Source organism: Chloroflexota bacterium (genome assembly GCA_023475225.1).
In the GTDB taxonomy this organism is placed as follows: Bacteria; Chloroflexota; UBA6077; order FW602-bin22; family JAMCVK01; genus JAMCVK01.
Genome location: JAMCVK010000036.1, coordinates 136,932 through 158,084 on the forward strand (window position 1 = coordinate 136,932; position 21,153 = coordinate 158,084).

Annotated in this window: 21 protein-coding genes and 1 pseudogene; 7 read left to right on the forward strand and 15 right to left on the reverse strand. The window is 55.5% G+C overall.

Going from position 1 to position 21,153, the window contains the following annotated elements:
* Nucleotides 1-10: 10 nt before the first annotated feature.
* The 15 genes and pseudogenes from pyrR to phnD all read right to left on the reverse strand — a co-directional run bounded on the left by pyrR (nt 11) and on the right by phnD (nt 15,213).
* Nucleotides 11-577: a bifunctional pyr operon transcriptional regulator/uracil phosphoribosyltransferase PyrR gene (gene pyrR / locus M1136_09315; GenBank protein MCL5075826.1), complete on the reverse strand. Its 567-nt coding sequence runs from the start codon at nt 575-577 to the stop codon at nt 11-13.
* 21 nt (nt 578-598) lie between these two features.
* Nucleotides 599-1,828, reverse strand: a complete 1,230-nt coding sequence (locus M1136_09320) for a Zn-dependent hydrolase (protein ID MCL5075827.1) — start codon at nt 1,826-1,828, stop codon at nt 599-601.
* An 18-nt stretch (nt 1,829-1,846) separates the two neighbouring features.
* Entirely contained in the window at nt 1,847-3,220 is a 1,374-nt protein-coding gene (locus M1136_09325; GenBank protein MCL5075828.1) for an amidohydrolase family protein, read from the reverse strand.
* Between the two features lie 16 nt (nt 3,221-3,236).
* Complete coding sequence (locus tag M1136_09330; protein ID MCL5075829.1) at nt 3,237-4,058, reverse strand: carbon-nitrogen hydrolase; 822 nt, start codon at nt 4,056-4,058, stop codon at nt 3,237-3,239.
* Between the two features lie 394 nt (nt 4,059-4,452).
* Nucleotides 4,453-4,662 carry a hypothetical protein gene (locus M1136_09335; GenBank protein MCL5075830.1) on the reverse strand — a complete coding sequence of 70 codons (210 nt, stop codon included), beginning with the start codon at nt 4,660-4,662 and terminating at the stop codon, nt 4,453-4,455.
* Nucleotides 4,663-4,671: 9 nt separating this feature from the next.
* Nucleotides 4,672-5,694 carry an NAD(P)/FAD-dependent oxidoreductase gene (locus M1136_09340; protein ID MCL5075831.1) on the reverse strand — a complete coding sequence of 341 codons (1,023 nt, stop codon included), beginning with the start codon at nt 5,692-5,694 and terminating at the stop codon, nt 4,672-4,674.
* Nucleotides 5,695-5,821: 127 nt separating this feature from the next.
* A complete protein-coding gene (locus M1136_09345) occupies nt 5,822-6,154 on the reverse strand; it encodes an SHOCT domain-containing protein (protein MCL5075832.1) in 333 nt (110 codons plus the stop codon).
* A gap of 42 nt (nt 6,155-6,196) precedes the next feature.
* The gene (locus M1136_09350; GenBank protein MCL5075833.1) at nt 6,197-6,406 is read right to left on the reverse strand and encodes an SHOCT domain-containing protein; all 210 of its coding nucleotides are present in this window, start codon (nt 6,404-6,406) and stop codon (nt 6,197-6,199) included.
* A 332-nt stretch (nt 6,407-6,738) separates the two neighbouring features.
* On the reverse strand, nt 6,739-7,506 hold the full coding sequence (locus M1136_09355; protein MCL5075834.1) for a molecular chaperone TorD family protein: 768 nt from the start codon (nt 7,504-7,506) through the stop codon (nt 6,739-6,741).
* Complete coding sequence (locus tag M1136_09360; protein ID MCL5075835.1) at nt 7,484-9,871, reverse strand: molybdopterin-dependent oxidoreductase; 2,388 nt, start codon at nt 9,869-9,871, stop codon at nt 7,484-7,486. The genes M1136_09355 and M1136_09360 overlap by 23 nt, the downstream gene beginning before the upstream one ends.
* 12 nt (nt 9,872-9,883) lie before the next feature.
* Nucleotides 9,884-10,891: a polysulfide reductase NrfD gene (gene nrfD / locus M1136_09365; GenBank protein ID MCL5075836.1), complete on the reverse strand. Its 1,008-nt coding sequence runs from the start codon at nt 10,889-10,891 to the stop codon at nt 9,884-9,886.
* A gap of 204 nt (nt 10,892-11,095) precedes the next feature.
* A pseudogene (locus M1136_09370) lies at nt 11,096-11,644 on the reverse strand (4Fe-4S dicluster domain-containing protein).
* Nucleotides 11,645-12,115: 471 nt separating this feature from the next.
* A complete protein-coding gene (locus M1136_09375) occupies nt 12,116-12,787 on the reverse strand; it encodes a response regulator transcription factor (GenBank protein MCL5075837.1) in 672 nt (223 codons plus the stop codon).
* Nucleotides 12,780-14,273, reverse strand: a complete 1,494-nt coding sequence (locus M1136_09380; protein ID MCL5075838.1) for a histidine kinase — start codon at nt 14,271-14,273, stop codon at nt 12,780-12,782. The genes M1136_09375 and M1136_09380 overlap by 8 nt, the downstream gene beginning before the upstream one ends.
* Nucleotides 14,260-15,213 (reverse strand): phosphate/phosphite/phosphonate ABC transporter substrate-binding protein, encoded by a 954-nt coding sequence (phnD, locus tag M1136_09385; GenBank protein ID MCL5075839.1) that lies wholly within the window; start codon nt 15,211-15,213, stop codon nt 14,260-14,262. Before phnD ends, M1136_09380 begins: the two co-directional genes overlap by 14 nt.
* A 147-nt stretch (nt 15,214-15,360) precedes the next feature.
* Here phnD and M1136_09390 point away from each other — a divergent pair, with 147 nt between their 5' ends.
* The 7 genes from M1136_09390 to M1136_09420 all read left to right on the forward strand — a co-directional run.
* Nucleotides 15,361-16,650, forward strand: coding sequence for an FAD-dependent oxidoreductase (locus tag M1136_09390; GenBank protein MCL5075840.1), 1,290 nt, complete (start codon nt 15,361-15,363; stop codon nt 16,648-16,650).
* Nucleotides 16,647-16,940, forward strand: coding sequence for a 4Fe-4S dicluster domain-containing protein (locus M1136_09395; GenBank protein ID MCL5075841.1), 294 nt, complete (start codon nt 16,647-16,649; stop codon nt 16,938-16,940). Before M1136_09390 ends, M1136_09395 begins: the two co-directional genes overlap by 4 nt.
* Nucleotides 16,941-16,969: 29 nt before the next feature.
* Complete coding sequence (locus M1136_09400; GenBank protein ID MCL5075842.1) at nt 16,970-17,773, forward strand: electron transfer flavoprotein subunit beta/FixA family protein; 804 nt, start codon at nt 16,970-16,972, stop codon at nt 17,771-17,773.
* Nucleotides 17,766-18,737: an electron transfer flavoprotein subunit alpha/FixB family protein gene (locus tag M1136_09405; protein ID MCL5075843.1), complete on the forward strand. Its 972-nt coding sequence runs from the start codon at nt 17,766-17,768 to the stop codon at nt 18,735-18,737. Before M1136_09400 ends, M1136_09405 begins: the two co-directional genes overlap by 8 nt.
* A 70-nt stretch (nt 18,738-18,807) precedes the next feature.
* The gene (locus M1136_09410; protein MCL5075844.1) at nt 18,808-19,974 is read left to right on the forward strand and encodes an FAD-binding oxidoreductase; all 1,167 of its coding nucleotides are present in this window, start codon (nt 18,808-18,810) and stop codon (nt 19,972-19,974) included.
* A gap of 190 nt (nt 19,975-20,164) precedes the next feature.
* The gene (gene allE / locus M1136_09415) at nt 20,165-20,923 is read left to right on the forward strand and encodes a (S)-ureidoglycine aminohydrolase (GenBank protein ID MCL5075845.1); all 759 of its coding nucleotides are present in this window, start codon (nt 20,165-20,167) and stop codon (nt 20,921-20,923) included.
* A gap of 35 nt (nt 20,924-20,958) precedes the next feature.
* Nucleotides 20,959-21,153: hypothetical protein (locus tag M1136_09420; GenBank protein ID MCL5075846.1), on the forward strand; the 195-nt coding region annotated here is incomplete at its 3' end.

Here is a 21,153-nt window from a genome sequence, read left to right on the forward strand (position 1 = left end):
ACGTGACGGGTTAAGCAGCAGAGCCACCGAGGAGTAAAACCTCGTCGACACCATCGGATTCCTTCAAACGAACCTCTATAGCCTCATCCCGGGAAGTGGGTGCACTTTTGCCCACGAAGTCAGCACAGATGGGAAGCTCGCGGTGTCCACGATCTATAAGCACGGCCAGGTAGACTACAGCTGGTCGGCCCAGGTCCATTATCTCATCCAGGGCAGCCCGGATAGTCCGGCCGGTGAAGAGCACATCGTCCACCAGCACGATGCGCCTGCCACTGGGATCAAAATCAACGCTCGTCTCACCTACCACCAGCTTCGATTGCAGCACATCAAGGTCATCTCGGTAGAGCGTGATGTCCAGGGATCCTAGGGGAGCCTTCTCCCCCTCTGAAGAAGCGATGATGTCTCGCAGCCTTTGAGCTAGATATACCCCCCTCGTCTTTATGCCGATAAAGGCCAGACCCTGAGGCCCACCATTCCGCTCCAGTATCTCATGAGCCATGCGATCCAGGGTGCGCTTGATGCCTTCCTCATCGAGGATAATTACTTTTCTGATGGGTCGCCCTGTGCTCGCTGGCATATCCAGGGTCACATCGCCTCCTTATGAAGCTAGAGATAGCGCCGCTTCCAGTAGAACCTGCGCCCCAAGGGCTATATCACTGATATCCGTCCATTCATCAGGACTATGAGAGACGCCGGCATGGCTCGGCACGAAGACCATGCCAGCCCGGGTGATACTAGCCATGCGCATGGCATCATGACCGGCGCCACTGGGCATCGTCATATAGCTGATGCTATGAGCCTCACAGATGTCGCAAATCAGTTTTATTATTTCTGCATCCATCATTACTGGCTCAGATGAGTCGGTGATGGCCAAATGCACCTGCATACCCCTCCTCTCAGCGATCCGTCGGGCCTCGGCTAATATCTCTTCAGCGGTAGTTTGTTTCTCCTCGGAGGAGATGCTGCGCACATCCACCCCAAGACGCACTTCGCCAGGGACGACGTTGATGACCCCTGGCCTGATTTGAATCATCCCCACTGTAGCCACTGTGTGGCGCTTAGATCTGGCCAACTCATCTATGAAACAGACAAGATGGGCACCAGCCACCAGAGCATCCCTCCTCAGGTTCATAGGCGTCGCGCCAGAGTGATCCGCCTGGCCGATGAACTCTACCCGCAAGCGGGTGGGTGCTGCTATGGCGGTCACCACACCGATCTTCACCCCCATACTTTCCAAAACCTGTCCTTGCTCAATGTGCAGCTCCAGGTAAGCCTTGATCGTTCCGGGATCTCGACGGGCACGATGGATGCTCTCAGCGTCGATGCCCATACGGGTCAGCATCGAGCCGAGGGTGGTCTTGGTGGAGTCAGTCAGGCTCATCAGCACCTTAGGATCGATCTGGCCGGTTATCACGCGACTCCCAATGGTGGCTATACCAAACCGACTGGCTTCTTCAGCCACAAACATCACTAGCTCGATCGGATGTTGGTGACGCACGCCACTCTCCTTAATGGTCCGTACTACCTCAAGAGCAGCAATGACCCCGACGGCACCATCGAAGCGACCGCCATGAGGCACAGAATCGAGGTGAGAGCCCAACATCACCTCTGGGGCATCTCTATCGTAACCCTCTATCTGTCCGAAAATGTTACCGAAGCCATCTATACGCAGCCCCAACTGCGACTTTTGGATCATATGAATGAGCACCTGACGGGCCCTCAATTCAGCCACTGAGAAGGCTACCCGGTTCATCCCCTGAGCAGTGAACCCCACTCGGGCGATAGCGTTGAGATCGCTCGCCAGGCGCTCCTTTTGAATAGCCAGCATTTCTACCATTACCCTAGCCTATCTAGCTCCATAGACCAAAGGAAGCTCCTTAACCGGCAGAAATCTTCCTTGCCCAACCTCAGCTTTCAGCTCACCGTTTTCCAACAAGATTCGTCCCCTCTGCATCGAGAAGATTGGTCGCCCAAGGCATCGCCAACCCTCAAAGAGGGAATAATTGGCTTTGGAGTGCAGCTCCTCCTTGGTGATCGTCCATTCGATGGCCGGGTCCACGATGACCAGGTCCGCATCTGACCCCACCTCAAGCGCTCCCTTAGCCGGATACAAACCGAAGATCTTGGCTGGGGTCTCACTCAGCAACTCCACTAGTCGGCTGAGGGTGATGCGGCCTTTGTTGTAGCCCTCCTGATACATCATGGTGAGAAGCGTCTCGGTCCCCGGGGAACCAAAACTCGCCTTCCATAGATCACCCCTGGGATCCTTGATCTTGGGCGCATGGTCGCTAGCCACTACGTCCAGGATACCATCACGCAATCCATCCCAGAGAGATTCGGAATCAGCCTCGCTGCGGAGGGGTGGACCGATCTTGGCCAGGGTACCCCAACGATCCACAGCCTTCTCTGTCAAACAGAGGTAGTGAGGACAGGTCTCTGCCCATATTCGTTGACCGGTGGCTTTGATGTCGGCGATGACCTCCACAGCCTCCCCAGCGGCGACGTGAGGAATGTAGAGGGGACAATTCACCGCGGCGGCAAAGCAGGAAGCACGATAGACAGCTTCGGTCTCCAGGATAGCCGGGTGAGAGACCACCAGGCTATGGGGACCCTGTTCGCCCTGGGCCATGAGTTTGTCCTCAAGGTAATCGATAGCCAGCCCACTCTCGGCATGCACCAAGATCAGTCCACCGTGCTGAGCGATAAGGTCCATAGCCGCAATCAGGTTATAGTCGCTTATCATCTGCCCCAGCTTAGCGTAGGACATGAATACCTTGAACGATCTGACCCCTAATTTGACCGCTTCTGGGACGAAGTGCCACTGGTTATTGGGATCGAGAAAACCAACGTGGAGGCCGAAGTCGAGGAGTGATCTCCGGTTGCCATCGGCGATAGCGCCCTCGAGTGTACCAGCGACATCGTGACCGGCGTTGATGTAGATGAAGTGCATCAGGGTTGTAACGCCCCCATAGGCAGCTACCCTGGAGAGATGCTCTATATCATCCACATACACCGGATGAACGTGAATGTCCAGAATACCAGGTAAGACAAGCTTAGCGGAAGCGTCGATCAGGCGGTCAGCCTCATAGCCGAGGTCTATACCAATCTCCTTTATCTTACCCCCAGAGATGGCTATGTCCACTCGCTTTATCCCCCTGGGAGAGACGACTAGACCACCCTTTATGATCGCATCAATCTTATCCAGACTACCAGTGGACATCTCAACACACCCCAAATTAAAGTGGTTTACAAAGAATGCTATACAGCTCCGGGCGTCGATCAGTCATATAACGCACTTCTTTCCGCCATTTGACGATGTCGTCCAGGTCGATAGTTGTCACAAGCACTTCCTCTCGGTCCATAGCTGCCTCAGCCAGCACATGTCCTCGTGGGTCAACCACTTTACTGTTCCCAAAAAGGTGGAGGGTGCCCTCCATACCGACCCTATTGGCCGCGACGACAAAGACAAGATTATCAAGCGCCCGGGCCGCAGTATTCACATCCCAGAGGTCCTTATCCCTAATCTCCCAGGCAGAAGGGATGAAGATGACCTCGACGCCAGCTAGTGCCAGCGCACGCCCTGCCTCAGGAAAACCGGCATCGTAACATATCAGCAGTCCGAAGCGACCCAGTTCCGTCTGAAAGACTGGATATTCGCCACCATTGCGGAAGTAAAAGCGCTCTAGACCAAAAGCGTGGGTCTTACGGTAGGTACCTTTTACTTGACCATCAGGTCCCAGAAGCAGGGCCGAGTTATACACAACGCCGGGCATCTGCTGAGACTCGGCCATCCCGGCAATGATATAGAGGCCACGCTTCTGCGATACCTGCCCCAGGGCCCGAGCCACAGGCCCATCAGCAGGTTGAGCCAGCTCCACAAACCGCTCTCCCAGAATTTCCATGTTATAGCCAGTGGCGAAGAGCTCTGGTAAGCAAACAACCTGTGCTCCTTGCTCTGCTGCCTCCTCAATCATCCGCAGGGCGCGGCCAAGATTAGCCGCGATGTTGCCCAGTTCGACATCCATCTGGATGATCCCAACCCTGATCTCCCTGGTCATAGCCCTCCTTAATAAACACATTTGCTCCTGGAGGCTATAGCCTTCAGGAGCAGAATAGTCCTCCACCCCTCCTAGACTCCGCTGAACATAAAACATTCTAACGTCCGTTAGATTTGGAGTCAAGAATAATGGGGGTTCCCAGGGGGCACAGCCCCTTTGGTTAGCTTAACACTTCACTCTGGGGGGATAGGCCATTGGGGAAGCATGAACCACAATTTTACGAGATCAAGACTACCCCACAACTTTTGAAGCGGTTAGTTTGCACCGTGAATAAGGGGGAAGGAAGGATCCCTATCATCGATACCTACTCAACCAACTAGGCATCGGAGACTAGTAACGATCTGCCGGCCTACTACATTCCCAGATATCGGCCCTGGCAAAATGTGCTATCCAATCAAATAACCAGCGGGATGCCCAGCCCCTTGCCACCGAGTGTCAGGGCCAGCCGCAGCGCCTCACGTCTCGATCCATGCGGTGCCAGCCACCATTGTTCAAACAGCACCTTTCCCCAGTGCCAGACCCGGCTCGGCTTGTATAGTTTCACTTGGGGCGAAGGTTCACTGTAGAAATTCCCACTGGCAAACCCGGCCACACCGTGGCCCATCTCCAGCATTCAGTAACCGTCGCCAGCAAAAGTGGCAATGGGTGACTGGTCGTTCACTTGGGCAACGATCCGTCTGGCCACCGTCTCAGCTTGAGCGTGGGCGAACACACCAGCCTTGGGCAGCATCAGCGGTATATCGGGCTTCCAGCGACCTGGGATAGGGAGCGCCGTCACATCGCCCAGCGCATAGACATGCTCGTACCGGGTTGCCAGCGTGGCCCGATCCACCTGTACCCAGCCCACCTCATTCGCCAGAGCCGACTCGCGTACAATGCGTGGACTTCGGTGCGGCGGGACAGCCACGAGCAAATCGTACTTGAACGGGTCCTTACCATCGAAGGTAAGTTTGCGGGTTTGCGGGTTGACGGCTGTCAGTTTGTGCAGCGGGTGAAAAGCGATTCCCTTCGCCTCAATCATCTGCCGGACGGCGGCGCCGAGCACTGGCCCTGCTACCGGCATCGGTTGAGGTTCAGGGGTAAATAGGTGTACCTCCACCCTGTCTCGCAGTCCACGCTTGCGGAAAAAGTCGGCCAGAAGCAGCACACCTTCGTGCGGCGCGCCGGGACATTTATAAGGCAGCGCACTCACTACCAGGGTAACTGTCCCGCCATTAAACGTTTGCAGCGCATCGCGCAACTTTGCTGCACCATCAAAGGTGTAGAATGTGTGTGCCACGTCAGCCAGGCCAGGGATCACCTCAGGTGCAAGTTCAGCGCCCAGGGCAACGATGAGATAGTCATAGGTCAAGGTCTGCGTGCTCGTCTCCACGCTGCGGTTTGCCAGGTCGATGGACTGCGCTTCAGCCAGGACTATTTCGATGCCTGACCGCACTAGATGGCCCACGTCGCACGTGATCTGCTCCGGCTTCCGGTCGCCGGTCATCAGCCATAGGAATGAGGGGGCAAAAGTGTGCCGGGCGTTCTTCTCGACTAGCACGATACGATGCTCGCGCGGCAGACGCCGCCGCAGTTCATTAGCAGCGACCAGCCCACCGACACCACCACCCAAAATGACAACCGTTTTGCCAGCCATTGGTACTCCTCCCCTTCGTCAGAAAGTAATGCACTGGAACCATAAGGCCTGTCCTGAGCTCACCGAAGGGCGCGAGGAGAGATCTTCGCGCCTTCATGGTTATGCTCTTCGCAGTCTGCTCTAAACTTTACAAGCTGAGATCGCGCTTCATTTCCTCGAACTGCTCTTTAGTGATTTCCCCTTTGGCGTAACGGCGTTTGAGGATGTCGAGCAGTGATTCGTTCGTGGGTGCATTGGTTCCTGGTTGTCCCGCGCCGCGCGCCAGGGATTGAACCAGCCAGACCACCCCAGCGATGATGAGCGCCCAGAACAAGAGCATTCCGATTCCGCCGACGAGCGGGAATCCCCATCCGCCCATCATCCACGGCCCCATCATTCCCCAGCCACGACCGTAGCCAGGTCCCCAACCGAAGGGGAAAAACAGGCTCATGCCCATGATGAGCAGTACAACTCCGATCACTATAGCCCAGGCAGTTTTATTCGTCGTATGCTTCTCCTTTCATTAGTGGTGTCCACATTCAGCGGTAGATGCCACAGTAGAAGTGGCATCCGACACACCCAATACATGTTTCATTTCCTCGAACTGCTCACGGCTGATTTCACCCAGCGCATAGCGTCGTTTGAGGATGTCGAGCAGCGATTCGTTCAGCGTCACGTTCGCTTGCGTTGTTTGCGCAGCGTGTTCCGAATGATCCATCCCGTGCATCATCATACAACACATTATTGCTCCTCCATCTCTGGTACGGAGCGCCAGGTCCAAGGATCCGGCGCTTCGCCCGCACGCTCTTACCACTGTTGGTGGATAATTATAATGAGGCATTGTGAGGATTTTATGAAGGAGTGATGCGGAGTCTATGAAGAAGTGCCTTTCTTCGATATCCTTTCGAATATTAGAATCTAAGAATATTTTATAGCATTGTTCGACTCTTGTCAAAACAACGGGGCTGAAGGCTCATCCCTTGCAGTGAAAATTCAAGGGGTCGATTCTTTCACTCTGACTGCATCTTCAGATGAGCGAAGGGGATAAAGCAGGAGGTAGGCTGATTAGAGGAAGGAAGACCAATTCTCAATCTCGCTGACATCAGAGCAGACAAAATCGGCTGTTAAGTCGGCCATGGCGGCATAGAAGGGATGCCGCGTAGACCCCTTCACCTTACCACAAAAGAGAACCACCCAGGGCGATAGATGTTGGCTAAGGAACTTCCGCTGCCGTTCGAGGCAGGCGATGGCCGCCTCAACATCGCCCAGGTTCCAGGATTCCGCCTCCCGACTACAGAGATGCTGCATAAATTGCAGCTCTAAGCCGATGTGATCCGGGGGTAACTCCTCGCTTACCTCCAGGCCGGCCTCAAGGTACTGCTGCCTGGCTGCCACTGTGGAGTCGCCCCAAAGTAAGCCCTTCACAGGACCAGCTGGAGACGGGTACCCCAGTCCGCTGTCCCTTAAGCCCCCGCTATCGGTATATACCGACTGGTAGGGGGATACGCAACCCGGTCCCACAAAGAGCCGCGTGTACTCTACCTCCAGCTCCTCTTGTAACTTCAGCTCATTTCTAACCCTCAGACACGCCTCCAGCTCAGCAAGATAGGGTATAGACATACCGCAGAGGCGCAGCGCCGTAACGACGCCCCCTAGCCCATGGAGAAGATGGCTGGAAGGTTTCTCAGCGTAAATAGTCGCCAGAAAATTGTAAATACTGCTCCTGGCCAGGGCGAAGTCCCTTAGGGTGATAAGCTCACCCTCTGGCCCAGCCACATCCCCCGAGCCTTTGGGCATCTCCAGTTCTCGCTTAGGCTTTATAGACCTTAACACAGACCTCCTTATGCAGAGCCATGCCAGATATGGGATCGCATTTGGTCAGATTGAACTGACCATCGGCCGTGCCCTTGCCCCTGGCCACCTTACCGAAGCCCCAGTGGCCAAAGCCATGCTGCCAACCTACCACCTCGGGATGGACGCCCTGTGTTACCCTGGCGATGGCTTTATCCTTGCCATAGGGAGATTCCACCCAAACCTTATCCCCATCTTTGATGCCCAGCCTCTCCGCCGTCTTAGCGTTGATAGCCAGACGATTCCAGCTCTGCAACTCCATCAAGTAGGGATTGTTGAAGGTTCGGGAATGCGTGTGGTGTGTCTCCTTCCAGTTGATAAGGTAGAGGGGATATTTATCGTCAGGGAGCCAGTCTCGTGGCGTATAGACAGGTAGGCCGTTCACCGGCTCGCCCTTTATATCCTTCTTAGCAGCAAGGCTCTCCGAGAAGAGCTCACACTTGCCAGAAGGGGTACCAAGGCCCTTGTAAACCTTATCTCCCACCTTCACACCCACGAATTTACCGTCTTTATCCTTAACTGTACCCGTCTTCGCCTGCACAACCGCCCCTTCAGGCATCTTCACTTCGGTCTTATGTTTCTCGTACTGTGTTCCCTTAGCGTCCATCCACACTGCCCCTGGCAGGGCCTGGAGCTGCTCCAGGGTGATCTTAGCCGAGCCACCCTGGATCATCTTGCTGATGTAATCCTCATAGCGGAGGTTAGCGAAGAAGGGTTTACCCTCCGCATCCTTGAGCCCTAAGCGCTTGCCCAGCTCGATAACGACATCGTACTCCGGAATCTGTCCGAAGATGGGCTTCACCACCGGCTGACGCAGGGTCACCACCGGCCAGGTCACCCATTGTCCAATAACCTCATATCGCTCCAAATAGGTCGTGCCGGGGAGGACGATGTCGGCCATTTCAGCCGTCTCGCTGAGAAAGGTATCCACGACCACCACGTACTCCAGCTTCTTGAGGGCTTCGATGACATTGTTCGTACCTGGGACAGAGAGCACAAGGTTCTGAAAAATGATCATAGCCATCTTAGGCTGGTAAGGGCCCTTACCATCGAGGATGCGATTGACGATCTCAGTGTAGACGCCGGAGGCATGTCCCATTGGAAAGTCCTTAAGTCCATCCAGCCTGGGCTTAGCGGTCTTCTTCACCTTGATCGGTGGATGAGCCCCACCTCCCTTGTTGGGGATAAGAAGAGTACCTGGCTTATCGATGTTACCCGTGAGCGCTGCCAGGGCAGCGATAGCCCGGCCACCCTGAACTGCATTAGAATGCTGTCCCGGACCAGACCAGGCATCAACGACAGCCGGCTTAGTGGTAGCAAACTCCCGGGCGAGACGTCTGATAGTGCCAGCCGGCACACTGGTGATTTTCTCCGCCCATTCCGGCGTCTTATCTTTAACATAATCCTTGAATTGGTCGAAACCAACCACCCAGTCAGCGATGAACTGCTGGTCATATAGGTTTGCTTCGATGATCACATTGGCCATAGCCAGGGCGAGAGCCCCATCGGTAGAGGGTCGAATGGGAATCCACTCGTGGGCCTTGGCCGCGGTGAAGCTGAGATAAGGATCCACCACCACCATCTTGGCTCCATTTTCGATGCCACGCATAATGGTGCGAGGTAAATGAGCCCACTTGGTGGCCGAGAGGGGATTCCAGCCAAAGAAAAGGATATATCTAGCGTTCACTGTATCACCCAGAGGACGGTCATGGCCAAGGACAGCCTTGAAGGAGGCCTTGCGGGAGACATCGCAGAGGTTGGAATGCATGCTGTAGTTAGGAGTGCCATACAGATCGCAAAGGTCGGCCTGGATATCAGTGAAGCTAGAATCCTCAGTGAACCAGAGCAGGGTATGGGCCTCACCAGCATCACGCAGAGATTTAAGCTTGCTGGCAATCTCAGTCAAAGCCTCATCCCAAGAGATCTCCTTCCACTTGGGATCCACACCTCTGCCTTTCTGGGGGTTAGTGCGTTTGAGCGGTTTCTTCAGCCTGTCCGGATCGTAAAGGGTGAAAATGCCCGCATTGCCCTTGGGGCACATGGCCGCCCCCTCGCCCTTATGAGCCAAATAGTCTGCGGATGCGTTGGAAACACCGATGGGGTTGGCCGGGTTGGGTTTTATGGCTACCACTCGACCGTTCAACACGTTACAAAGGATACCGGTGGTGCCACCACACATATGACAACAGGTGGGGATCCACACCCCCTCCGCTCGGCTCAAGTCCTCCACAGGGGCAGAGGCAACCCTCGTTACTAAAGGGGTAAAGCGGCTGCCCACAGCGACAAATCCAGCCATGGCGGCCGACAATTCCAGGAACTGGCGACGCGTAAGCTTGCGCGGCTCCATATCCATAACCTCCTAATTGAGCGGGATCATCTGTCCACCAACTACGGTGACATAGCGCATGACGTAGATGCCAACTAGCACCAGCAGGGAAGCCGCCGATAGGGCGAACATGTTTCTATTCAGCTTCGGCATAACCAGAATGACCAGCGGCAGAAACAAGCCGAGCAACAGCTCTACCCCTAAGAAGAGCGGCGCAAAACTGCCCCGCAACAGTAGCATGGCGGCCGCGTAGTCATCAGGACGAGAGGCCGTAAGCACTAACACTTCGGAGAGGATGAATAAGAAATCAAGCAGGATGAACCCAGCTAGGATCTTCCCTAGATCACGGATGACGTCATCTGTCACCTTGGGGAAGTACTTGGTGACCAGCGGGTTATCACCCCATAGCCTCTCCTTAAGGACACAGACCACGATCAGGAGGGCTGTGCCCGAAACCATGGCCGACACCAGAAAGTACATGGGCATCAAGGAGACGTTCCACATGGCCCGCCCTTGCCCCAGACCAACAATAAAACCGGTGTAGCCATGCACCATGATGGCTAGCGGAATGCCCAGGCTACCGAAGAACTTCATCAGGGCCTCAGCCTTAGGGTCATGATACGCCATCACCCCTTCGGCCAAGCTACGGCCTCCGCCGAAGATGGGAAGCGCCGGTCCCTCCACCTGATAAATGAAGTAGAGATAGATCAAACAGTTGATGGGATAAAGGATGAGTAGAAAGGTACCCCAGGTCACTGGTGACCTGAAGTTGAACATATAGAGAAGATGTATGAAGCGCAGGGGCTGCTCTAGGTCAATGAGCAGAAATAGAGGGGCGATGATCAACACGATGGGAGCAAGGATAGCCCCCACCCGACCGGCGGCCTTGAATCTCTCCAGGCCGAAGACGTAGGCCAGAGTAGAGATAAGAAAGGAGGCCGCGCTGACACCTGTGAGGAAAAAGTAGGTAGCTATATTGCTCTTAAGGGGTACGATATGGGGCACGTTATAGACCACGGTCACTAAATCACGAGGGTCCATCTTGTTACACCTCCCTAATCTCCCTTACCTAATAGGTTGATTGCTGGCGAGACGATAGTCATAGAACCGATCGGCGTAGGAGAGTCCCTCAAGGATCTTGTACCTCTCCCGAACGTCTTCCTCACTCAGACCCACCTCCTCTTTAAGATCCCGATGATAGTAGCGGATGTACTGGGGATCGGTGCCGCGTCTGTCCATAACGAATTGATCGGGAAAGATGTAAAAGACCTGAGGCTCAGTGCCACTATCCGGTTTGAAGGGGCTCACCGGATTGGTGGCAATGAGTTTAGAGACCTCACTCTGCGGGTCATTCATATCACCAAAGGTGCGCGCCTTAGTCATGCAGGTTTCGACGCAGGCCGGCTGTTGCCCCCTTTCCACCCGGTGGACACAGAAGGTGCACTTCTCCACCACCTTGCGGACAGGGTTGACGAAACGGGCATCGTAAGGACAAGAAGCGATGCAATACTTGCAGCCGATACAGCGATCGTAATCGACAAGCACAATGCCATCCTCCCGCTGATAGGAGGCTTGCACCGGGCAGTTCTGCACGCAGATGGGCCTGGCGCAATGGTTACATAGCGATGGTAGAGACAACTTACGTACGTTGGGATATTCCCCCTTCTCTACTTGCTTGACCCACGCCCGAAAGGTGGCGATGGGGACGTTATTCTCCTGTTTACAGGCTACAGAGCAGGCGTGACAACCCACACAACGGCGCAAGTCGATGACCATCACATATCTTTTTGCCATACTAATCCCTCCTTCGCTGTGCTGGAGAACTCTCACAGAGAGATCTCTTCTTCGCCCTGAGGTGATTCTAAAACAGACACCTGTTTTCGTCTGTCGGGAAAAGCCTGGGATTTGAGGCCAGAGTCGTCGGGGAAAACGCTACTTTATAACACGACTGGAGGAAAAAACCTGACATAGCCTAAGAGGTTACCCAATCGTGGGGGGATACCTTACCGAGGAATAAGGAGGCAAGCGGGGGGACGAGCCCCCGCGCTACATCCTCTTAAAGGGGGTAGTCCAGAAGGGGGATCACCCCCTTCTGGGAGGGTTCTAGGGCTCCGCCCTAGCTTCACTCCCCCCTCTCCCGCAAAGCGGGAGAGGGGGCCAGGGGGTGAGGGCACCCCACAAAAAAGCCCGCAGGGCTACTTTGAGTCCCCTGCGGGGGTTTGGGGGAGAGCTTCAACGCTCTCAAAAACGATACTGCTCTAGGGGTTAAGGGTCTGGGCGCAACAACCCTTGCTGCATAGCATATCTGACCAAGTCCGCCCGGCTGCGTAGCCCCAACTTACGCATCAGCCGGGCCTTGTAGGTCTCCACCGTCTTGAGACTCAAAAAGAGCCGATCAGCTACTTGCTGGTTGGTATAACCATGGGCGAGGAAGCGCAGTACCTCCCGTTCCCGCTCACTAAGGGCTGTATAACCAGCCGGCGTGGTGGCTCTCTTCTCTCTGCCCAATTCCTTCCGGAGCAGGTCCCCAACCAACACCTTTGTTAGGGCCGGATGGAGGAAGATTTCACCCCGTTGGACGGCCCGAATGGCTGCAAGAAGCTCCGTATCTGCCCCCTTCTTGAGGGTGTAGCCTGCAGCCCCCGCTCGCAGCGCCTCACGCAGGTAGCTCTCGTCATCGTACATACTGAGGATGAGGATCTTAACCTCCGGACAGCGCCTCTTAAGATGATGAATGGCCTCCAGGCCGCCCATTCCGGGCATGCTGAGGTCTAAAAGGAGGACGTCTGGACGCAGCACGTCGGCCTTCTCCAGGGCCTCTGCACCATCGCCCGCCTCACCAACCACCTCCATGTCCGGCTGAGCATTCAGGAGCAAATGCAGGCCAGCACGCAGCACAGCGTGATCATCCGCTATAAGGAGACGGATCTTAGCCATCCACCCCACCTCCTATCCCATCCAGTGGCACTTCGACAAAGACTGTTGTACCCAACCCCGGCTGGGATTCGATGGTCAACTTGCCTCCGATGAGAGAGGCCCGCTCCTGCATGCCGAAGAGTCCCAACTTTCTTTCCTTAGACCTGGAACCCATGACCCTCTTTACATTAAAACCCTTACCGTCATCCTCGATGATAGCCACCATCGCGTCCTCTCGCTGTTCCAGGAGGACGCTGGCCGTAGCAGCCTGGGCATGCCTGGCCACATTGGTGAGCGCCTCCTGTATGATGCGATAGAGGGATGTCTCCATCTCCGGGGGCAAAGCTACCCCCTCCAGACCACTGCTGTGGAAATCAATCTCAATGCCGTGCTTGCGGCTGTATTCCTTCACATAGCGTTTAAGGGCCTCCACCAATCCTAAGTCATCCAACACACTGGGCCGTAGCTCCAGAGCGAGGTCATGCACCCCTTCAAGAACTCTGGACGCTGTGGAGCGCAGCTCAGCCGTCTTATCCTTAACCTCATCCAGACGTGTCGCCCCTTCTATTATTTTCAGACCCACCATAAGGGAGGCGATGGACTGACTTGTCTCATCGTGTAGCTCGCGGGCGATGCGTTTGCGTTCCTCCTCTTGAGCATTAATGACCTTCGACAGGAGCTGGCGGCGTAGCTCTTCTTTGCGCTGGAGTTCCTCATTAAGAGCGGCGAGCTCTTTGTTGCTCTGAAGAATCTGTTGATTAAACAGGGCCAGGTGTTGGGTCATAGCGTTGAAGGCAAGGCTTAGATGGCCGATCTCATCTCTGGCCCAGACGCTGGACTGTCGTCCCCAATCGCCTCTGACGACCGCTTTGGTCACCTCAACCAACTCCTGGATCGGTCTGGTGAGGACGAGGGTCAATAAATAGGCCGCGACGACGCCCATCAGAGAGACCAGGGCCGTGGCAATCAGCAGTTGGCGCGTAGTGGCCGCCAGCATCCCTTGCAAGCGACGATCCGACATACCAACACGAGCCGTTCCGGCTCGTCCATCCAGGATTGGTACGGCGATGTCTCGGATCAAGCCCTCCTCCGTATCAAGCACCTCCAAATGATAGCGCTCTTTAGGACCCACTGCATTAGATTCGGCCAAGCCCACGGGGAGGCCTGTGCCGAAGGTATGCAGCAGAACATTACCAGAGGCATCAAGGATGAAGGCGTAACGGACGTCCGGATTATTCTCCAGAGTATCTCGCAAGAGCTCGTAGAGCACAAAGGTGTTATTCGTCAGGATCAGGTCCGCGCTGCGGGCAGCTAAATCCCTGGTGAGGGAGATGCCTCGCTTGGCCAACTCGTCGCCCAGCATCGCATTCATACTCAGCCGCACCTGGAGGGTAACGCCCAGCCCGAGAAGAAGCACCAAGCCCAAGACGATGCCCATTATTTTTACCCGCACGCTGACAGCGCCGGCTACTGACCAAAAAATCGCCCAGAGCCTACCTGCTCTCACCCTGCCGCCTCACCTTCATGAGCATCATCCGCACGGTATCATAGGCATGTTCATCGGGGATCACGAAGCGATCGATCAGTAAGCCTTGCAGGATCTGTTGTCCCCTCTCGCTCTCATGCATGGAGAGGAACAACTCCCTTAATTGGGCCTTAAGCTGAGCATTCAGGGCCGGATGCACTACCACCGGAGGGCTGCCATAGGGTGGCGATTTGGCGATAACCCTCGTCCTGGCGCTATAGCGGGGATCACGGGCGAGGGTATAGTCATAGACCAAGCTATCCACCGCCGCCCCATCCACCAGCTTTTCAGCCACGGCTACGATAGAGTTATCATGACTATAGGTGAAGATATACTTCTTAAAGAAGGATTCGGGCGTCTCACCCATCTGGAGCAGCATGTAGGTGGGCGATAGACGGCCGGAGTTGGACATGGGATCGGTGAAAGCGAAGGTCTTACCCCGCAGGTCAGCCAGACTTTGGGCCGGACTATCATAGGGCACGATGACATAGGAATAGTATACAGCCTGTCCCCGCACCTGGGGGGCTACCAGAAGCTCCATCCCGAAGTCCTGATTCCCCTCAACGTAGGCCTGACTGCAAATGAAAGCCAGATCCACATTTCCGGATCTAACCAGGTCGTTGATCTCAGCATAAGTCGAACGCTGGAGCAGCTGTACCGGTCGGCCCAATCTCTGTCCCAGGTAAGCCAATAGCTCGTTATAAGTACGCAGGGTCTCCTTCGGGGAGATAACCCCGGCTATGGCCACCCGCAGGGGCAGCCTACCCGGTTGGCCAGGGGCGTTGGATAGTCCTGGCTCTACCGCTGATAGCCTTATTCTCTTATTCGGCTGACCTTCAGCGCAGGCACCGAGGGCCAGCAAGAGAAGGATCACAAAAATGATGCCGGCCAAGCGATAGCACTTGTTTAACACAATTGACATTCTAACCTAATCATAGAGCCCAGACAAGCTTGACATTTCCTTTTTTTATGCTATAATACGTCTGCTTGTCAGATAGCAGACAAGTTAATGCAGCCGCAATACAAGGCGCGCAGCAGACGCGCATACATTCTGCGCAGGGAATAGGTCGTGGACAAGTTTGATGTTGTAGTCGTAGGAGCAGGCCCAGCAGGTTCGATAGCTGCTTACCTCTTGGCCAAAGAAGGGCTTCAAGTCCTTCTGGTTGAGAGAGGCACGTTCCCCGGAAGCAAGAACGTGTCGGGGGGCCTCCTCTACTCCAGGATCGTGAACGAGATATTCCCCAACTTCTGGGAAGAAGCCCCTGTGGAGCGGGCTATTACCGCCCACAGCATCGTCTTCCTGGGAGAGGACTCGGCCCTTGCCCTGCATTACACGGACACCGGAGCGGCAAATTCACCATACAACGCCTTCAGCGTGTTGAGAGCTAAGTTTGACCGCTGGCTGGCCGAAAAGGCTGAGCAAGCTGGTGCGACGCTTATTCCAGGAATTACCGTGGACGGGCTGTTGGTCGAGAAGGGGAGGATAGCCGGGATCAAGGCTGGACCTGACGAGATACCCGCAGACGTGGTTATCGACGCAGAGGGCGCCAAGTCTCTCCTGGCCAAAGAGGCTGGACTGCGAGGGGATTTCAACCCCAAGGACGTCTCTTTGGGTCTAAAGGAAGTAATCGAGCTCCCAGAGGCGACCATAAACGAGCGCTTCAACTGCTCCCCTGGTGAGGGAGCCGCCTTCACGATGGTCGGGCAATCGAGCGGGGTGGAGGGGGGAGGCTTCCTCTACACGAACAAGACGACCCTCTCCCTTGGCTTTGTGGCCAAGATCAGCTCGCTCAAAGATAGCCAGCTCAAGGCCCACGAGATCATCGAGGAGTACAAGTCACATCCTTTCATTTCGCGCCTGGTTCAGGGGGGCGAAGTCGTCGAGTACTCTGCCCAAACCGTACACCGGGGCGGTGTTCACCTGATTCCCCAGCTGTATGGGGATGGGATCCTGCTGGTAGGAAGCGCCGCCGGCCTGGTCTTGAACAATGTGCTCACGCTCAGGGGCATGGACCTCGCTATCGCCTCAGGAGTAGCAGCGGCCAAAACCGTGCTGGCCGCCAAGGAGAAGGGAGATTTCTCGCGAGCCGCCCTGTCGGCCTACGAAAAGACGCTCAAGGAGAACGTTGTCTATAGGGATTTGGAAACCTTCAAACAAGCCTATCCTCTTCTCGAGAACAAGCGGCTCTTCGAGACGTACCCGGACATGCTTTGCTCCACGATGAAAGAGCTCTTCTCGGTGGATACCACGCCGAGAAAGAAAGCCTTCGGTGTGCTCAGGGAAAAGATGAAGGGACAGGTTTCTATGATTGAGATGGCCAAAGACCTCGTGCAGGTGGCCAGGGGGATAGGGGTATGAAGGGAAAGGTGCTGACCCTGGATCAGCTGCTTGGATTAGACAAGTACGTGATTGACGAACAGGGCCACATCAAGGTGAACCAGGCGCTCTGTGCGTCGTGCGAGCTCAAGCCCTGCCTGACCGTCTGTCCAGCCGGGGTCTACTCGCTGGTAGAGGACAGGATCATAGCCAACCACGAGAATTGCCTTGAATGTGGTACGTGCATAATCGCCTGTAATGTGGGGGGCAGGACCTGCATCGAATGGAAGAATCCCAGGGGTAGCTATGGGATCTCTTTCCGCTACGGTTAATTCTTAAAAGTTGAGCCGAGGTGGTGTCAATGAAAATCGTCGTCTGCGTCAAGTACGCGCTGGACGTGAGCGAGGTGAAGCTCGACCCAGCAACCAAGAAACCCCGTCTGCTAGGAGTGCCGAAGAAGATCAGCGATGTAGAGAAGAACGCCCTGGAGGCCGCCGCTCAGCTGAAGGAGAAATACGGTGGTACCATCCACATCCTGACCTTCGGTCCGCTGGAGGCCAAGGAAGCGTTCCGGGAAGCCCTGGCTATGAACGCGGACGGGGCTATTCTGGTCGAGGACCCCTGCGATGGACAGCTCGACGCCCAGGCCACAGTGAAAGTGTTGGCCGCAGCTGTGAAGAAGCTCAGTGGCGTTGACCTGGTGGTGTGCGGAGAGGCGAGCGATGATGGTTTCACCTACCAGGTGGGTCCCCGCCTGGCTGAGAGGCTGGGGATCCCTCAAATTACATATGCCCGCGCGCTCTCTATAGAGGACGGGTCGGTGGTAGCCAAGAGACATCTGGAGGATTGCGCCGAGATAGTCAAGGCACCTCTGCCCGCCCTCATCACCGTGACCGAGGAGACTAACATCCCACGAAAACCGACCCTGATGGATATGCTCAAAGCCAAAAACAAGAAGGTCGAGCTATGGAAGACAGAGGAGGATCTCGGGCTCTCCAGAGGAACGCTTGAGGAGCTCTCCGCACTCCAAACCCTCGATATCGAAGGTATTGAGGTGCAGCGGAAGCAGTTCCTTATCAAAGGTAAGTCTCCTACAGATGCAGCCGAAGAGTTAATCGCCCTCCTCCTTCAAGAGGGCGTGCTGGGGGTCGCAGCATATGTCTGAGCCATACACAGGGATAATTGCAGTTTGCGAGGATCGAGAGACACTTCTGGAGCTCTTGGGCCAGGGACGGGAGCTCGCCGACACACTGAAGGTGTGGTCGGCCGCGGTCGTATTGGGGGAGCACGTAGAGCCCGCTGCCCTTGACCTGTCTCGTTGGGGTGCGGATAAGGTCTACATGATAGAAAATCCCGCCTTAAAGCATTTCAACGTGGAGGCGTACACCGATGCCCTCGTGGCCCTGAGTACGCAGGTGAAGCCGGCACTCATCCTGCTCGGAGCTACAAAGCGTGGCTTGGAGTTAGCTCCCAGGGTGGCGGAACGACTCAAGGTTGGCTGCGTCTCAGGCTGCGTTGGACTCGACGTGGAAGCGCAATCCCGCCAGATAATCATCAAGGCCATGGTCTATAGCGGGATAGCGAATGCCAGCTACCACTGTAAGAGCAAACCAGCTCTAGCCACTGTGCTGCCCAGGACCTTCGAGAAGAAGGAAGTAAACGACCGCAACGCCGAAGTCGTGCGGTTTCCCCTAGAGATCACCGAACCCAGACTGAAGGTGGTGAGCGTGGAGCCCAAGGCGACGTCGGGCGAACGAATCGAGACGGCAGCCGTAATCGTGGATGCAGGACAGGGTATCAAGAAAAAGGAGGATCTCAAGATGCTCGAGGAGCTAGCCACATTACTCGGGGGGCATATGACCTGCACGAGGCCCCTGTCTTCAGATAGAGACTGGTTTCCTGAATGGCTGGGGCTCTCTGGTAAAAAGGTATCCCCCGACCTCTGCATCACGGTGGGTGTTTCAGGAGCCATCCAGCACATGGTAGGCATCAGGCAGTCGAAGATCATCGCCGCCATCAACAACGATGAGGACTCCGCCATATTTACTCAGGCCGATTATGGGGTCGTGGGCAACCTGTATGAGTACGTTCCAGCCCTGATCGAGGCGCTTAAGAAACGAATCATCTAGAGAGACGCACAGCTAGCGTCTATCAAGTCTGCCTTACATGCAGAAACTATAAACAAGGAGGTAATCGATAATGACACACATGCGGGTTGGGATCATTGGGGGGGGCATATTTGGCACCTCCATCGGGTATTACCTGAGTTTGTACAAGGGAGTAGATGTCACCATCTTCGAGAAGAACACTATTGGTTCGGGAACTACGGCCAAATCGGCAGGGACCGTGTGCCTTATGGACGATTCTGTCACGGAGGAGTTCTTCCCAGAGAGGCTGTTTGGCTTCCAGACATTCGTAGAGATGGAGAAAGAAGAACCAGGCTCCACTGGTTTCGACAAGTGTGGCACCCTTGTTGTTGCACCGACGGAGGAGTTCGCGAACTTCGTAAAGCGACACGTGCAGCTGGCGTGGGAGGCCGGCTTCCACGCAGATTACCTCGAGAACTCTGACGACATACGCAAGATCGTTCCGGACCTGAACCTGGAAGAGATTCTCGGAGCAGGGTATACGCCTGATGACGGATATTTTGATGCCACCGCGCTGGCCGTGACCTACGCCAGGAAGGCGCGCAGCCAGGGCACAAAGGTCCTTATCGGAACTGCCGTCACGGGCATCACAACATCTGGAGGGCGTGTTAGCGGAGTCGATACCAACAAGGGTCATTTCGATTGCGACGTCGTCATCCTCGCCGCGGGGCCCTGGTCACGCTTCGTGGGCAGGTTGGCCAGGCTGGAGCTGCCGCTCTGGCACACCAAGGCCGAGGTCTTCATCCTGGAGCCTAAGGAGCCCCTGGGTTATGCACTGCCGATTCTAAAGTATCCCCGCTTCTACACCAGGCCCGAGAAGGGGAACGTGTTCATCTGCAAGAGCCACGTCACTGTGGATCTGAGCAACAAGCAGGACGCGGGACTTTTCGATCCCGATACCCTTCCGATGACTGGTGGGACAGAGCCCTACTTCTTCGACTTCCTGATGGAGCAGCTATCCCAGTACTACCCGAGACTGCTGGAGTCTGCGGTGGCCAATAGTTGGGTAGGCTATCGCGATGTCACTATGGATGGCATGCCAATTCTTGGTGACAGTCCTGTGCCGGGACTCATCCTAGCCGTGGGACCCGGGGGGAACGGTGTGATCGAGGCCCCCGCGGTTGCGACGGCCCTGGCCAAGTACGTTGTGACGGGAGAAAAGTCAGCTCTCATCGAGAGGCTCAATCTGGAGCGCTTCGACCAAATCCAGGTTAAGTAGAGTGATAAACAACAGAGGTTCCAAGGGGGCGCCCGCCGAAGGCGGGCCTGTGGCGGGCCTGTGGCGGGTCTGGGGATGTGCCCTCCTTCCGCAGGAAGAACAAAGAAGGCCCGCAGGGCACCTTGAATCCGCCTTCGGCGGATTTGGGGGGATATTCAACATTCTAAGATGTATTAGGAGAGGACGAACGATGAGACAAACGAACCTCCTGGTGAGCCGGGCGATTGTCCAGAAGGACTTCGCTATCCTTCCTCCTGAGGGGCTGGTGGATAGTGCCCTCCCTATCTTTAAGGAGACCGTCACGAAGATCATGGCTGCTCCGGCCATGGGCGCTGGCTTCGCCGAGTACCTCATCGAAATGCGCCCAAACGGGGGTACAGCGCAGCCCCTTCAAGAAGAACTGGAGGTATTCCTATTCGTACTCGAAGGAACGGGGGAGCTGCTCAAGGAGGCGCAATCGTACGGATTATCTCCCGGTGATTACGCCTACCTACCACCCGGGACAACTTTCCAAATCAGCCACACCTCTGGCGAGTGCTTCCGCTTCCTGCTGCTGAAAAAACCATACCAGCCAGCTGGCATAGCGAGACCGCATTTCCTCCTCAAAAATGAGCGAGAGGTACCGAGAGACGTCTACCAGAACCTGGAGGGGGCACATCTCCAAACGTTACTCCCCACCGATCCGGCCTTCGATATGGCCATGAACATCTTTACCTTTCAGCCCGGCTGGTCTCTGCCCATCATAGAGACACACATCATGGAGCATGGGCTCTACATACTAGAGGGAAAGGGGCTCTATTTTCTGGGGAAACATTGGTATGAGGTCCAGGCAGGGGATTTCATCTGGATGGCCCCCTTCACTCCACAGTCGTTCTACTGCACAGGAGCCATACCAGCCAGGTACATCTACTACAAAGATGTCAATAGAGACGTACAGTTCAAGCATTAGGAACTGATCTTCAAGGACATTAGGAGGAATCGCTAATGGCAGAAATGGGAACCCTGATCGACCTTGAGAGCGCGGCAGCGAAAACCAACCTCAAGGGGAAACATCTTATCTCCATCGATGATCTCACCAAAGAGGAGATCGAGGCCCTGTTCAAGTTGGCCGAGTTACTTGAGCCTTTTACAAAAGGTGGACTGAATATAATGGCCGTATCGAAGGCCGGATCGGTGGGG

What these genes read in the sequence shown, in the direction of transcription:
- pyrR (MCL5075826.1), bottom strand. Translation starts at nt 577, where the DNA reads ATGCCAGCGAGCACAGGGCGACCCATCAGAAAAGTAATTATCCTCGAT.
- M1136_09405 (MCL5075843.1), top strand. Translation starts at nt 17,766, where the DNA reads ATGTCTGAGCCATACACAGGGATAATTGCAGTTTGCGAGGATCGAGAG.
- M1136_09395 (MCL5075841.1), top strand. Translation starts at nt 16,647, where the DNA reads ATGAAGGGAAAGGTGCTGACCCTGGATCAGCTGCTTGGATTAGACAAG.
- M1136_09360 (MCL5075835.1), bottom strand. Translation starts at nt 9,871, where the DNA reads ATGGAGCCGCGCAAGCTTACGCGTCGCCAGTTCCTGGAATTGTCGGCC.
- M1136_09320 (MCL5075827.1), bottom strand. Translation starts at nt 1,828, where the DNA reads ATGCTGGCTATTCAAAAGGAGCGCCTGGCGAGCGATCTCAACGCTATC.
- nrfD (MCL5075836.1), bottom strand. Translation starts at nt 10,891, where the DNA reads ATGGACCCTCGTGATTTAGTGACCGTGGTCTATAACGTGCCCCATATC.
- M1136_09350 (MCL5075833.1), bottom strand. Translation starts at nt 6,406, where the DNA reads ATGATGATGCACGGGATGGATCATTCGGAACACGCTGCGCAAACAACG.
- M1136_09400 (MCL5075842.1), top strand. Translation starts at nt 16,970, where the DNA reads ATGAAAATCGTCGTCTGCGTCAAGTACGCGCTGGACGTGAGCGAGGTG.
- M1136_09340 (MCL5075831.1), bottom strand. Translation starts at nt 5,694, where the DNA reads ATGGCTGGCAAAACGGTTGTCATTTTGGGTGGTGGTGTCGGTGGGCTG.
- M1136_09375 (MCL5075837.1), bottom strand. Translation starts at nt 12,787, where the DNA reads ATGGCTAAGATCCGTCTCCTTATAGCGGATGATCACGCTGTGCTGCGT.
- phnD (MCL5075839.1), bottom strand. Translation starts at nt 15,213, where the DNA reads ATGTCAATTGTGTTAAACAAGTGCTATCGCTTGGCCGGCATCATTTTT.
- M1136_09325 (MCL5075828.1), bottom strand. Translation starts at nt 3,220, where the DNA reads ATGTCCACTGGTAGTCTGGATAAGATTGATGCGATCATAAAGGGTGGT.
- M1136_09335 (MCL5075830.1), bottom strand. Translation starts at nt 4,662, where the DNA reads ATGGGCCACGGTGTGGCCGGGTTTGCCAGTGGGAATTTCTACAGTGAA.
- M1136_09330 (MCL5075829.1), bottom strand. Translation starts at nt 4,058, where the DNA reads ATGACCAGGGAGATCAGGGTTGGGATCATCCAGATGGATGTCGAACTG.
- allE (MCL5075845.1), top strand. Translation starts at nt 20,165, where the DNA reads ATGAGACAAACGAACCTCCTGGTGAGCCGGGCGATTGTCCAGAAGGAC.
- M1136_09410 (MCL5075844.1), top strand. Translation starts at nt 18,808, where the DNA reads ATGACACACATGCGGGTTGGGATCATTGGGGGGGGCATATTTGGCACC.